Source organism: Paraburkholderia flava (assembly GCF_004359985.1).
GTDB classification, from domain to species: domain Bacteria; phylum Pseudomonadota; class Gammaproteobacteria; order Burkholderiales; family Burkholderiaceae; genus Paraburkholderia; species Paraburkholderia flava.
On sequence record NZ_SMRO01000003.1, the window covers coordinates 20,860 to 35,090 of the forward strand.

Consider the following 14,231-nt stretch of genomic DNA (forward strand, 5'->3'; position numbering starts at 1 on the left):
ATGAACGCCGGCATGAACCACGCGATCGACCCCACGCTGCAACACGCGTGGTCCGTGCTCGAAGCGGTGCCCGATCCGGAAATCCCGGTGGTGTCGATCCGCGAACTCGGCATTCTGCGCGACGTGCGCCGCGCCGCCGACGGCGCGCTCGAAGTCGTCATCACGCCGACCTACTCCGGCTGCCCGGCGATGTCGCAGATCGCGGAAGACATCGGGCTCGCGCTCGATGCGGCCGCGCTCGCGCCGTACCGGATCGACACGGTACTCGCACCCGCGTGGACCACCGACTGGATCACCGCCGACGCGCGCGAGAAACTGCGCGCGTACGGAATCGCGCCGCCCACCGGCGATTGCGGCGCAGGTGCTGCTTCCACATCGGCGAACAGCCAGGTCATCCGCTTCATCCCGAAACCGCTCGCCGCCCCCGCGTGCCCGCGCTGCGGCTCCGCGCACACGGAACGTCTCGCACAGTTCGGCTCGACCGCGTGCAAGGCGCTGTATCGCTGCATCGACTGCCGCGAACCCTTCGACTATTTCAAACCGTACTGACATGGCCACACCGCAATTTCATCCGCTGCGTATCCGGGAAGTCCGCCCCGAAACCGCCGACGCGGTGTCGGTCGCCTTCGAGGTGCCCGACGCACTGCGCGATCAATATCGCTTCACCCAGGGGCAGTTCGTCACGCTGAAAACGCACATCGACGGCGAGGAGACGCGCCGCTCGTATTCGATCTGTGTCGGCGTCACCGACTACGATCGCGACGGCGAGCTGCGCATCGGCATCAAGCGCGTGCGCGGCGGCCGCTTCTCGAATTTCGCGTTCGATACGCTGCAGGCCGGCCACACAATCGACGTGATGACGCCCGACGGCCGCTTCTTCACGCATCTGAACGCAGGCGACAGCAAGCAATACGTCGCGTTCTCCGGCGGCTCCGGCATCACGCCGGTGCTCGCGATCATCAAGACGACGCTCGAAGTCGAGCCGCGCAGCACGTTCACGCTGATCTACGGCAACCGCAGCGTCGACGCGATCATGTTCGCGGAAGAACTCGAAGATCTGAAGAACCGCTTCATGAGCCGCTTCGTGCTGTATCACGTGCTGTCGGACGATCTCCAGGACGTCGATCTGTTCAACGGCGTGCTCGATCAGCAGAAATGCGCGGACTTCCTGAGTACGCTGGTGCCGGCCGGCACTGTCGACGAAGCGTTCATCTGCGGCCCCACGCCGATGATGGACGCCGCCGAAGCCGCGCTGCAAGCGGCCGGCGTCGATGCGCCGCGCGTGCACGTCGAGCGCTTCGGCACACCGCTGCCGCAGGCGGGCGCACCGGTCGTCGAGATCACCGAAGACACGCCCGCCGCCGATCTCGAAATCGTACTCGACGGCAAGCGTCGCAAGCTGCGTCTGCCGTATCAGGGCGTGAGCGTGCTCGACGTCGGGCTGCGCGCGGGCCTCGCGCTGCCGTATGCGTGCAAGGGCGGCGTCTGCTGCACCTGTCGCGCGAAGGTGCTGGAAGGCGAAGTGAAAATGGACAAGAACTACACGCTCGAGGAACACGAGATCCGTGATGGGTTCGTGCTCACGTGCCAATGCCACCCGGTCAGCGATCGTGTCGTGGTCAGCTACGACGAACGTTGACGTTTTACGGGCAGATCGAGTCCGCGCGCCTTCCTGCGTGGCCTCGATCCGCTTACACTAGGGGCCGCCCGCAGCCGGAACGTCTGTTCCGCATGCGGGCGGCCTTTTTCATGTTGACGGGGTAGGCAAGTTGTCGACGAACTGGATCCACATTACGAACGGGGACGTCGCCGCGGAATCGCTGCGCACGGCGTTGCGCGCAGCGAACTGTGACGATCGCAACGACCGCGTGCTGTCGCTGCGCGACGATCTCGCGGTCGGCGCACTGCGCGGTATCGACGAATCGCCCGACGTGCGCGCCGAATTCTGGCAGCGCGTTGCCGGCGACAGCACCCGCGATCTCACCGCCGAATTCGCGGAGCAACTGGTCGAACTCGAGCGCGTGACCGGTGCCGACTCGCACGTGGTGATCTGGCATGCGGAAAGCGCCGCCGATCAACTCACATTGCGGCGCGTCTGCTATCACCTGCGCAACAGTCCGCAACGGTTGAACGAAGTCCGTCTGTCGATCCGCGATCTCACCGATCCCGGCGCATGGGCGCACAGCCGCCCCGATCACGCGACGTCGGTCGGCATGTTCGCGCCAGATGTTTTGCAGGCGCATCTGCTCGACGCTGCGCCGATCTCGGTGCTGCGTATCAGCCGGCTGGCGCTCGAATGGCAAGAGGTCAAGCAGGCGAACGGCGAAACGCGCCGGCTGCGCGACAACACGTTCATGAGCGGCAGCTTCGGCGAGCTCGACGCGTTCCTGCTCGCGCACACCACTGACGCGTGGCGGCCGGCCGCTCGCATCGCAGCAGAACTGATCGTGGCCAACGTCGGCTTTCTGGTCAGCGACAGCATTGCGCTGTGGCGCTGTCGCGAGCTCGCGGCAAGCGGACGCGTGCAGCTGCGCGGCGACGCGTCGTCGTGGCGCACGCTCGAACTGTGTGCCGCCGACGCACCTGAACCCGCCGCGCTTTCCATCTGCCCCGACTGACCACCCTACGCAACCATGGCCCGCACCCGCGCACCCGATCACGAGACCCAGCGCGACCAGATTCTCGAACTGGCCGCCGAAAAATTCGCGCAGACGAGCTACCCGAGTACGTCGATGTCCGATCTCGCCGCGGCGAGCGGCACGTCGAAAGCACGGCTGTATCACTACTACGAGAGCAAGGAAGCGATCCTGTTCGATCTGCTGGACCGCTACACGAAGCGACTGATGCTGATCATCGCGGAAGTGGAAGGCGCGAGCCAGCGACGCAGCCTCAGCGAACGCGACACGTTCGCCGAACTGGTCCGCGCGTTCCTCGCGGAGTACGAGACATCGCATAGCCGGCACGTGGCGCTGCTGAACGACGTCAAGTATCTGGTCGACGCACAGCGCGAAGTGATCCTGAACCGGCAGCGCGACGTCGTCGCCGCGTTCGCCCGGCAACTGGCGCGCGCGTACCCCGACCGGGTCACGCGCCAGAACCAGACCGCGCTGACGATGATGGTGTTCGGGATGATCAACTGGACCTTCACCTGGCTGAAGCCGGGCGGCAAGATGGGCTACCAGGAGTTCGCCGAACAGGTGGTCGGCATGGTCGATCACGGGCTCGGATTGGCAAAATAATGCGGCAAAGCAGCATTGCCGGGTGCATCAATGTATTCGGCCACGATTTGAAGTTAGCGCAAACTCACTTCAATAAAATACAGAAATATCAATAGCCTACGGAGCAAATATAACCGGCTAGAACATACGCTCGGTTCAGATTACGGGTTTTCCCTAGGTTCACCTTGTCGCTTCGGCTACAATTGATGTCGCAGCGCATCATGCTGCATGTCAGAAAAGGAGAACCGCCGATGAACAAGCTCGCTAAACGTGCCGATGAGCCGATCGTGACATCCGATCGCCTGATGCAGGCAAGCGGACGTGCGCCTGCGCTCGTGCGGGAACTCACGTCGGCCGATCGCGACCGCCTGCTGACCCACTTTCTTTCGCTCGACGAAGACGATCGCCTGTTGCGCTTCGGCCAGATCGTGCCGAACCACGTGATCGAGAACTACGTCCGCACCATCGACTTCACGCGCGACACCGTATTCGGCGTGTTCGACAGCCAGTTGCAGCTGACGGGCGTCGGTCACCTCGCCTATCTGCCGGACGACGGCAAGAAGCGCACTGCGGAGTTCGGCGTGTCGGTGCTGGAAAGCGCGCGCGGACAAGGCGTAGGCACGAGGCTGTTCGAGCGTGCCTCCATCCGCAGCCGCAACACGCATGTGACGACGCTGTACATGCACTGCCTGTCGCGCAACTCGACGATGATGCACATCGCGAAAAAGTCCGGCATGAAGATCGAGTACGCGTACGGCGAAGCGGATGCGTACCTGACGCTGACGCCGGCGGACCAATCGAGCATCCTCGCGGAGATGCTGCAGGAACAGGCCGCGGTGTTCGACTACGCGCTGAAGCGCCAGGCCCGGCAGACGTCGAAGCTGTTCGAATCGTTCATGCCTGCGGCAACGGCGGCCTGAAGCACCGGATAGCATCACGCGGCATCGAGAAGAAGGCGGCTCCGGCCGCCTTTTTTACGTCCGCAAAGACGCTACAGAATCGGCAACGCAGTCGTTTCCTTGAACTTCTCAAGCGAGAAGCTGCTCTTCACATCGATCACGGACGGATGGTGCAGCAACTGCTCCTGCACGAACCGCGAGAAGTGCGCCATGTCCTCGACCTGCACGCGTAGCAGGTAGTCCATCTCACCAGTCATCGCGTGGCAGGCGACCACTTCCGGCCACGTCTGCACCGCCGCGCGAAACAGTTCCGAATGCGTCGCGCCGGCCCTTCCGCGCGGGCTCACTACCGGACCGCCCCGCTTCTCGAGCCGCACATTGACGTACGCGAGCAGATCCAGCCCAAGCTTCTGCGGATCCAGCAACGCGACGTAACCTCGAATCACACCAGTTTCCTCGAGCCGGCGAATCCGTCGCAGGCACGGGCTCGGCGACAGATTCACCCGCTCGGCGATCTCCTGATTCGACAGACGGCCGTTCTCCTGGAGGATCGCGAGAATCCGCCGATCGATCGCGTCCAGCTCGATGCCCGCCATTTTCTGTCTCCTGTCCGTGAAACAACGCTATGAAGTAGCGCCAGCCTATCGATCTACGATTAAGTTCGCAAGTTTCCTCCCCGGATCGGCACTTAAACTTCCGTCATTCGATCGCGCTACGCGCACCCCGCAAATACGGAAGAAGGAGACACACATGCAGGTTCCAACCTGGGACAACCCCGTCGGCACCGACGGCTTCGAGTTCATCGAGTACACCGCGCCCGATCCGAAGGCGCTCGGCAAGCTGTTCGAGCAGATGGGTTTCACCGCGATCGCGCGGCATCGTCACAAGGACGTGACGCTGTATCGGCAGGGCGAAATCAACTTCATCGTGAATGCCGAACCGGATTCGTTCGCGCAACGTTTCGCGCGACTGCACGGCCCGTCGATCTGCGCGATCGCGTTTCGCGTAGCCGACGCGGCGAAAGCCTACCGTCGCGCACTCGATCTCGGCGCATGGGGCTTCGACAACAAGACCGGCCCGATGGAACTGAACATTCCGGCAATCAAGGGCATCGGCGATTCGCTGATCTATTTCGTCGACCGCTGGCGCGGCAAGAACGGCGCGCAGCCGAACAGCATCGGCGACATCGGCATCTACGACGTCGATTTCGAACCGATCCCCGGCGCGAACCCGAATCCGGCCGGCCATGGCCTCACCTATATCGACCACCTGACGCACAACGTCCATCGCGGTCGCATGCAGGAATGGGCGGAGTTCTACGAGCGCCTCTTCAATTTCCGCGAGGTGCGCTACTTCGATATCGAAGGCAAAGTGACGGGCGTGAAGTCGAAGGCGATGACGTCGCCGTGCGGCAAGATCCGCATCCCGATCAACGAGGAAGGGTCGGAAACGGCCGGCCAGATTCAGGAATACCTCGACGCGTATCACGGCGAAGGCATCCAGCACATCGCGCTCGGCAGCAACGACATCTACCGGACCGTCGACAGCCTGCGCGAATCGAACGTCAAGCTGCTCGACACGATCGACACCTACTACGAACTCGTCGATCGACGCGTGCCGAACCACGGCGAATCGCTCGACGAACTGCGCAAACGCAAGATCCTGATCGACGGCGCACGCGAAGACCTGCTGCTGCAGATCTTCACCGAAAACCAGATCGGACCGATCTTCTTCGAGATCATCCAGCGTAAGGGCAATCAGGGATTCGGTGAAGGCAACTTCAAGGCGCTGTTCGAATCGATCGAGCTGGATCAGATCCGCCGCGGTGTTGTGAAGGACCGCGCGTAAGCGTCGCTGAAAGAACCCGGAAAAAGAATAAGGGCGAAGATCATCCGATCTTCGCCCTTATCTTTTGAGAGAGCCGAAGCGTATGGCGCTTCGGCGAAAAATGGAACGACGCGCCGCGTCAGCGGCCCGTCACTTTTTCTGGCCGTCTTTCTCGACCGACGCCGATGCAAGCGAGCGGCTCATATCGGTCTGGCACGGGGTGATGTGCGTCGTCGTGCGGGTCATCGCTTCGGCGGTGCCTTCCGCAGCGTTCGAGCGCAACGGCGCGCTGATCGCGAAGAAAGCGGCGGAGACCGTCAGGAAGGTCTGGATGTGTCTCTTGTTCATGCGTACTCCTTTGTCAGACTGCCTGTCGCCGCGGGCCTCGCAACGTGAGGCGGGGCGCGCGCAGTGGCTACAGGTGGGGTATTAGACAGACACTTCAAGTCCGGTTCCTGAAACGGGCCGGCTTTTACAGGCTGTTACAGCGCCGCACATCCGGACACATTCACGGACACACGGGCGTCATAACAGCCATGTCGGAGATGCCGCAGCGCGGCAATTTCGTCAGCGATGCGGCGGGTTTCTACCAGTGCTACCATCGCCCAAAAGCCGTCAATATGGCGACCCCGGCCCGAGCATTCACAAGATGTCGAGGCCCTGAAGTTTTGGCGATCCCAAGCTGGTTGGAGGAGTACATCAATGAATGCCCCGCTAGACGCTGGTCAGAGAGCTTCGCTCGAAGCCGCGCTATCGTCTGTCACGCTCGACGACAAATACACACTCGAACGCGGCCGCGCGTACATGAGCGGCATCCAGGCGCTGGTCCGTCTGCCGATGCTGCAGCAGGAGCGCGATAAAACGGCCGGGCTCAATACCGCCGGTTTCATTTCCGGCTATCGCGGATCGCCGCTCGGCGGTCTGGATCTCTCGCTGTGGAAAGCCAAACAGCATCTCGCCGGACACCAGGTGGTGTTCCAGCCAGGCGTCAATGAAGACCTCGCCGCCACCGCCGTGTGGGGTTCGCAGCAGGTCAATCTCTATCCCAGTGCACGCTTCGACGGCGTGTTCTCGATGTGGTACGGCAAGGGCCCAGGCGTCGACCGTTCCGGCGACGTGTTCAAGCACGGCAACTCCGCGGGCTCGTCGAAGCACGGCGGCGTATTGGTGCTGGCCGGCGACGACCACGCAGCGAAATCGTCGACCCTCGCGCACCAGTCGGAGCATCTGTTCAAGGCCTGCGGCCTGCCGGTGCTGTTCCCGTCGAACGTTCAGGAATATCTCGACTTCGGTCTGCACGGCTGGGCGATGAGTCGCTACTCCGGCCTGTGGGTCGCGATGAAGTGCGTGACCGACGTGGTCGAATCGTCAGCTTCGGTGGACATCGATCCGCACCGCACACAGATCATCCTGCCGACCGACTTCGCGATGCCCGACGGCGGTCTCAACATCCGCTGGCCGGATGCGCCGCTCGTGCAGGAAGCACGGTTGCTCGACTACAAGTGGTACGCGGCGCTCGCGTACGTTCGCGCGAACAAGCTGGATCGCGTCGAGATCGATTCGCCGCATGCGCGCTTCGGCATCATGACCGCCGGCAAGGCGTACCTCGACGTGCGTCAGGCGCTGACCGACCTCGGTCTCGACGACGAAACCTGCTCGCGGATCGGCATTCGTCTCTACAAGGTCGGCTGCGTGTGGCCGCTCGAAGCGCAAGGCGCGCAAGCCTTCGCGCGTGGCCTCGACGAAATTCTCGTGGTCGAGGAAAAGCGCCAGATTCTCGAATACGCGATCAAGGAAGAGCTGTACAACTGGCCCGACACGCAACGACCGCGCGTGTACGGCAAGTTCGACGAGAAGGACGGCGCCGGCGGCGAATGGTCGGTGCCGATGGGCAAGTGGCTGCTGCCCGCGCACTATGAACTGTCGCCGGCGATCATCGCGAAAGCGATCGCGACGCGGCTCGACAAGTTCGACCTGCCGTCCGATGTCCGCGCCCGCATCGCGACGCGCATCGCCGTGATCGAAGCGAAAGAAAAAGCGCTCGCGCGGCCGCGTGTCGAAGTCGAGCGCAAGCCGTGGTTCTGCTCCGGCTGCCCGCACAACACGTCGACGGCCGTGCCGGAAGGCTCGCGTGCGATGGCGGGCATCGGCTGCCATTACATGACCGTGTGGATGGATCGCAGCACGAGCACGTTCAGCCAGATGGGCGGCGAAGGCGTCGCGTGGACCGGTCAGGCGCCGTTCACGAACGACAAGCACGTGTTCGCGAATCTCGGCGACGGCACCTACTTCCACTCGGGCCTGCTCGCGATCCGCGCGGCGATCGCGTCGAAAGCGAACATCACCTACAAGATCCTCTACAACGACGCGGTTGCGATGACCGGTGGCCAGCCGGTCGACGGCACGCTGACGGTGCCGCAGATCACGCTGCAGCTCGCCGCCGAAGGCGCGGCGAAGATCGTCATCGTCACCGATGAGCCAGAGAAGTATCAAGGCACGACGCAGCAGCTTGCCGCAGGCGTGACGATCCATCATCGCGACCAGCTCGACGACGTGCAACGCGAACTACGCGAGATCGCCGGCACGACGATCCTGATCTACGACCAGACCTGCGCGACCGAAAAGCGTCGCCGCCGCAAACGCAACGCGTACCCCGATCCGGCGAAGCGCGTCGTGATCAACGAGGCGGTCTGCGAAGGGTGCGGCGACTGCTCGGTGCAATCGAACTGTCTGTCGGTCGAACCGCTCGAAACCGAGTACGGCACGAAGCGGCAGATCAATCAGTCCACGTGCAACAAGGACTTCTCGTGCGTGAAGGGCTTCTGCCCGAGCTTCGTGTCGGTTGAAGGCGGCCAGTTGCGCAAGCCGAAGGCCGCAGCGGGCGTCGCAGGCGACACGCTGCCGCCGGTGCCGGATCCGCAGGTGCCGTCGATCGGCCGACCGTACGGCGTGCTCGTGACGGGCGTCGGCGGTACCGGCGTCGTGACGATCGGCGCGCTGCTCGGCATGGCCGCGCACCTCGAAAGCAAGGGTGTGACGGTGCTCGACGTGACCGGCCTCGCGCAGAAAGGCGGCGCGGTGATGAGCCACGTGCAGATCGCGAACCAGCCCGCCGACATCCACGCGACCCGCATCGCGATGGGCGAAGCGAACCTCGTGATCGGCTGCGATGCGATCGTCACCGCCAGCGACGAATGCGTGTCGCGGATGCAGAACGGCCGGACCAACGTCGTGCTGAACAGCGCATCGACGCCGACCGCGGAGTTCATCAAAAACCCGAACTGGCGCTTCCCCGGTTCGAGTACCGAAGCGGACGTGCGTGCAGGCGCAGGCGACGACGGTGTCTCATCGGTCGACGCGAACCGCTTCGCGCTCGCACTACTCGGCGACGCGATCTACACGAACCCGTTCATGCTCGGCTACGCGTGGCAGCGCGGCTGGATTCCGCTGACGCACGAATCGCTGACGCGCGCGATCGAGCTGAATGCGGTGCAGGTCGAGAAGAACCTCGCTGCGTTCGAATGGGGTCGTCGCACGGCGCACGATCCGGTTGCGGTGAATCGTCTCGTGAGCACGCAAGGCCGCAGCGATACGACCGATGCCGCCGCCAGCAAGATCGTCTCGCTGCATACGCCGAAGGCGCTCGACACGCTGATCGACAAGCGCGTCCAGTACCTGACCGCGTATCAGAACGCCGCGTATGCGACGCGCTATCGCGCGCTCGTCGACGAAGTGCGTAAGGCCGAAGCGGCACTCGATGGCGCCGACAGCCAGCAACCACTCACCGAAGCGGTCGCGAAGAATCTGCACAAGCTGATGGCGTACAAGGACGAGTACGAAGTCGCGCGTCTGTATGCGGACCCGGCGTTCATCGAGAAGGTGAAGGGCAACTTCGAAGGCGACTGGAAGCTGAAGCTGTATCTCGCGCCGCCGGCATTTTCGAAGAAGGACGCGCACGGTCATCTGATCAAGAAGCAATATGGACCGTGGGTGTTCAGCGCGATGCGCGTGCTCGCGAAGCTCAAGTTCCTGCGCGGCACGGGCTTCGACGTGTTCGGCAAGACCGAAGAGCGCCGGACCGAACGCGCGTTGATCGGCGAGTATGAAGCGCTCGTGCGCGAGCTGATCGGCGGGCTGACGGTGCAGAAAAGCGCGCTCGCGGTGGAACTCGCTAGTCTGCCGGACGGCATCCGCGGTTACGGTCACGTGAAGGAAAACAACCTGAACGGCGTGCGGACGAAGTGGGCGACGCTGCTCGCGAAATGGCGTGCACCGGAGGGCAGCAGCGAGCGTCACGTCGCGTGACGGCTTAACGCTGTGGGCGGTTAAGAGCCGATAAAAAAGGCGCCACGTTTTAACGACGTGGCGCCTTTTTCTTTGCAGCGGTCCCGCTACGACACGTAGCGGAACACGCCCGACTTACTTCGCCGCCGCGCGCTGCACGCTCGCGTTAGCCGAAGCAACGGCAGTCATGTTGATGATCCGTCGCACGGTCGCGGCCGGCGTCAGGATATGCACCGGCTTTTCCGCGCCGAGCAGGAACGGACCGACCGTCACGCCGTCGCCGCCGATCATCTTCAGCAGGTTGTACGTGATGTTCGCCGCTTCGACGTTCGGCATGATCAGCAGGTTCGCTTCGCCGGTCAGCGTCGAGCCGGGGAACGCCGCCTTGCGCACGGCTTCGGACAGCGCCGCGTCGCCGTGCATTTCGCCGTCCACTTCGAGCGTCGGTGCGCGTTGCGCGATCAGCTTGCGCGCCTCGGCCATCCGCTGCGACGACGCCGACGGCATGCTGCCGAAGTTCGAATTCGACAGCAGCGCGACCTTCGGCACGATGCCGAACTTCTCGATCTCGCGCGCGGCGAGGATCGTCATGTCGGCGAGCTGTTCGGCGGTCGGCACTTCGTTCACGTACGTATCGCAGATGAACAGGTTGCGCCCCTGCAGCATCAGCAGATTCATCGCGGCGAAGTTCTGCACGTTCTCTGCCTTGCCGAGCACCTGTTCGACGAACTTCAGGTGGCTGTGATACGTGTCGATCATCCCGCAGATCATGCCGTCCGCGTCGCCGAGACGCACGAGGATCGCGCCGATCAGCGTGTTGAACTTGCGCATCGCGGCCTTCGCGACTTCGGGCGTCACGCCTTCGCGCGCACCGATCTCGTGATACGCCTGCCAGCTTTTCTGGTAGCGCGGATCGTCTTCCGGATTGACGACCTCGAAGTCCTCGCCGCACTTCAGCTTCGAGCCCATCTTCTGCAGACGCATCTCGATCACCGACGGACGGCCGACCAGAATCGGCTTCGCGATCTTCTCGAGCAGCACGAACTGAGCGGCACGCAGCACACGCTCGTCCTCGCCTTCCGCGAACACGATGCGCGCCGGCTGCGACTTCGCGGCGGCGAACACCGGGCGCATCACCATGCCCGTGCGATAGACGGTCGCGCCGAGTTCTTCGCGATACGCGTCCATGTCCTTGATCGGCCGCGTCGCAACGCCCGAGTCCATCGCGGCCTGCGCGACGGCCGGCGCGATCTTGATGATCAGGCGCGGATCGAACGGCTTCGGGATCAGGTAGTCGGGACCGAACTCGAGCGAATGACCTTCATACGCCTTCGCGACTTCATCGCCCTGATCGGTCTCTTCAGCGAGTTCCGCGATCGCGCGCACGCACGCGAGCTTCATTTCCTCGGTGATCGTCGTCGCGCCGACGTCGAGTGCACCGCGGAAGATGAACGGGAAGCACAGCACGTTGTTGACCTGGTTCGGGTAGTCCGAACGACCGGTTGCGATGATCGCGTCGGGGCGCACCTTCTTCGCCTCTTCCGGACGGATTTCCGGCTCCGGATTCGCGAGCGCGAGGATCAGCGGCTGCGTGCCCATCTCCTTGACCATCTCCGGCTTCAGCACGCCTGCGCTCGAGCAGCCGAGGAACACGTCGGCGCCGCGAATCGCATCGGCGAGCGTGCGCGCATCGGTGTTGGCCGCGTAGCGTTCCTTCGACGGATCGAGGTTGCCGCGTCCTTCATAGATCACGCCCTTCGAATCGGTGACGAGCACGTTCTGCTTCGACAGACCGAGGTTCACCAGCAGATCCAGACACGCGATCGCCGCAGCACCCGCACCGGAGCAAACCAGCTTCACTTCACCCAGCTTCTTGCCGACCACTTTCAGCCCGTTGAGAATCGCCGCCGACGCGATGATTGCGGTGCCGTGCTGATCGTCGTGGAAGACCGGAATCTTCATCCGCTCACGCAGCTTCTTCTCGATGTAGAAGCACTCGGGCGCCTTGATGTCTTCCAGGTTGATGCCGCCGAGCGTCGGTTCGAGCATCGCGATCGCGTCGACGAGTTTGTCCGGATCGGACTCGGCGAGCTCGATGTCGAACACGTCGATGCCCGCGAACTTCTTGAAGAGGCAGCCCTTGCCTTCCATCACCGGCTTCGCCGCGAGCGGCCCGATGTTGCCGAGGCCGAGCACTGCCGTGCCGTTCGTCACGACGCCGACGAGATTGCCGCGCGACGTGTACTTCTGCGCGTCGAGCGGTTCGTCGAAGATCGCCATGCACGCGGCGGCGACGCCGGGCGAATACGCGAGCGACAGATCGAGCTGGTTCGATAGCGGCTTGGTCGGCGTGACCGAGATCTTGCCGGGCTTCGGATTCTGGTGATACGCGAGGGCGCTTTGCTTCAGTTGTTCGTCCATTTTTTGACCTGCGAGACGTGAGAGACGTGAAAGACGGGACCGGCGCGCCGCGGCACATGAGCCTCGCTTGCGGGAATCGAAGGGTGATCGACTGCGGCGGTCGTTGCCTGCGCCGGTTGGGCGCGGCACCAGACCTCGGCGAAAGGCAGACGGCGCAAAGCTACGCGGGTCGGTCAGTGTACACCCCGGGCGTGTCGCGACGGGCTGAGCGTATACGGCAGGTTCGTGCAGATCGGCACTGTGCTGGCCGGGTCACTCCAGCGCGACACCGCAGCGTTCGGGGATCAGGAAAAGCGTCGCGAGGATGTCGAGCACGTAGATCGATGCGAGCATCGCAAGCGCTACGCCAAACGAGAAGCGCGCGGCCAGCGCGCCGACCGCGACCGGCCCGAAACCGCCGACCGCGCGCCCGATGTTGAACAGCACGTTCTGCGCGGTTGCACGTGCCTGCGTCGGGTAAAGCTCGGAGATCAGTGCGCCGTAGCCGCCGATCATCCCGTTGACAAACACGCCCATCACCGCGCCGCCGATCAGCAGCGCGAACGGCGTGCTCAACTGCGCGTAGACGAACACCATCGCGACCGCGCCGGCCTGATAGACGAGAAAGGTCGGCTTGCGGCCGAAGCGGTCGGCCGCGATGCCGAACAGCCAGATGCCGGCGCTCATGCCGACGACGGTGGCTGCCGTCCATAGGCCGGATTTTGTCAGCGAATAGCCAAAGGTTTTCGACAGATAGCTGGGTAGCCAGATCATCAGACCGTAGTAGCCGAAGTTCTGCACCGAGCACAGCACGACGATGCCGAGGCTTGCGCGTGTGGTGCGTGCGTCGGTGATGAGTTGCTTCAACGGCGAAGTGCCACGAGTACCGCCCGCCGTGTTCGCAACGCGTCCCGTGAACAACTCGGGCTCCTCGACGTGCCGACGCACGACGAACGACACAACCGCAGGCAGCAGCCCAATCGCGAACATCCCACGCCAGCCGATCACCGGCAACAGCAGCGGCGTCAGCAGCGCTGCGGCAAGCACGCCGAGCTGCCAGCCGAGCCCGACATACGACGACACGCGCGCCCGCTGCGCGGCCGGCCACGCTTCGGCGACAAGCGTCATCCCGATGCCGAACTCGCCGCCCAGACCGATACCTGCGATCGTCCGGTAGACCAGCAAGTCGCCATAGCCCCGCGCGAGCGCGCACAAACCAGTGAAGACCGCGAAGATCAGGATCGTCCACGTCAGCATCCGGACGCGGCCGCAGTAATCGCTCAACACGCCGAAGATCACGCCGCCCGCCACCGCACCGATCAACGTCCACGTGACGAGCGAGCCGGCTTGCGCCGACGTCAGATGCAGATCGGCGGCGATCACCGGCAGCATGAAGCCGAGAATCAGCAGATCGAAGCCGTCCATCGCGTAGCCGAGCACCGACGCGAGCAGCGCGCGCGCCGGATGACCGGGCCGCACGGTTGAGGCCGAAGCGGACGAAGCAGAGGAAGAAGGCACGACGTTCATCGAAGACAATCCTGGCGGTGCGGGGCAGCGCGGTGGCCGGCAAAGAACCGGCGTTGCCGCGAAAATCGCGTGAGTG

11 protein-coding genes are annotated in these 14,231 nt (G+C 63.7%); 7 read left to right on the forward strand and 4 right to left on the reverse strand.

Features of this window, described 5'->3' with window-relative positions; all coding sequences use genetic code 11:
* The 5 genes from paaD (at window position 1) to E1748_RS22530 (ending at window position 4,138) form a co-directional block, all read left to right on the forward strand.
* Window positions 1-549: a 1,2-phenylacetyl-CoA epoxidase subunit PaaD gene (gene paaD, locus E1748_RS22510; RefSeq protein WP_133649499.1), complete on the forward strand. Its 549-nt coding sequence runs from the start codon at window positions 1-3 to the stop codon at window positions 547-549.
* Window position 550: 1 nt separating this feature from the next.
* Entirely contained in the window at window positions 551-1,639 is a 1,089-nt protein-coding gene (gene paaE, locus E1748_RS22515; protein ID WP_133649500.1) for a 1,2-phenylacetyl-CoA epoxidase subunit PaaE, read from the forward strand.
* 130 nt (window positions 1,640-1,769) lie between these two features.
* Window positions 1,770-2,618, forward strand: a complete 849-nt coding sequence (locus E1748_RS22520; protein WP_133649501.1) for a DUF1835 domain-containing protein — start codon at window positions 1,770-1,772, stop codon at window positions 2,616-2,618.
* A 15-nt stretch (window positions 2,619-2,633) separates the two neighbouring features.
* Entirely contained in the window at window positions 2,634-3,239 is a 606-nt protein-coding gene (locus E1748_RS22525) for a TetR/AcrR family transcriptional regulator (RefSeq protein ID WP_133649502.1), read from the forward strand.
* Between the two features lie 230 nt (window positions 3,240-3,469).
* Complete coding sequence (locus E1748_RS22530) at window positions 3,470-4,138, forward strand: GNAT family N-acetyltransferase (RefSeq protein WP_133649503.1); 669 nt, start codon at window positions 3,470-3,472, stop codon at window positions 4,136-4,138.
* Between the two features lie 71 nt (window positions 4,139-4,209).
* Here the strand turns inward: E1748_RS22530 and E1748_RS22535 are convergent, their stop codons facing one another.
* Window positions 4,210-4,713 carry an Lrp/AsnC family transcriptional regulator gene (locus E1748_RS22535; protein WP_133649504.1) on the reverse strand — a complete coding sequence of 168 codons (504 nt, stop codon included), beginning with the start codon at window positions 4,711-4,713 and terminating at the stop codon, window positions 4,210-4,212.
* A gap of 154 nt (window positions 4,714-4,867) precedes the next feature.
* Between E1748_RS22535 and hppD the strand changes: the two genes are divergently transcribed.
* Complete coding sequence (hppD, locus tag E1748_RS22540; RefSeq protein WP_133649505.1) at window positions 4,868-5,965, forward strand: 4-hydroxyphenylpyruvate dioxygenase; 1,098 nt, start codon at window positions 4,868-4,870, stop codon at window positions 5,963-5,965.
* Between the two features lie 129 nt (window positions 5,966-6,094).
* Here the strand turns inward: hppD and E1748_RS22545 are convergent, their stop codons facing one another.
* Window positions 6,095-6,292: a hypothetical protein gene (locus E1748_RS22545; RefSeq protein WP_133649506.1), complete on the reverse strand. Its 198-nt coding sequence runs from the start codon at window positions 6,290-6,292 to the stop codon at window positions 6,095-6,097.
* Between the two features lie 354 nt (window positions 6,293-6,646).
* Here E1748_RS22545 and E1748_RS22550 point away from each other — a divergent pair, with 354 nt between their 5' ends.
* Window positions 6,647-10,249 carry an indolepyruvate ferredoxin oxidoreductase family protein gene (locus E1748_RS22550; RefSeq protein ID WP_133649507.1) on the forward strand — a complete coding sequence of 1,201 codons (3,603 nt, stop codon included), beginning with the start codon at window positions 6,647-6,649 and terminating at the stop codon, window positions 10,247-10,249.
* 114 nt (window positions 10,250-10,363) lie between these two features.
* Here the strand turns inward: E1748_RS22550 and E1748_RS22555 are convergent, their stop codons facing one another.
* Window positions 10,364-12,649, reverse strand: coding sequence for an NADP-dependent malic enzyme (locus E1748_RS22555; RefSeq protein WP_133649508.1), 2,286 nt, complete (start codon window positions 12,647-12,649; stop codon window positions 10,364-10,366).
* Window positions 12,650-12,901: 252 nt separating this feature from the next.
* On the reverse strand, window positions 12,902-14,155 hold the full coding sequence (locus E1748_RS22560) for an MFS transporter (protein ID WP_133649509.1): 1,254 nt from the start codon (window positions 14,153-14,155) through the stop codon (window positions 12,902-12,904).
* Between the last annotated feature and the right edge of the window lie 76 nt (window positions 14,156-14,231).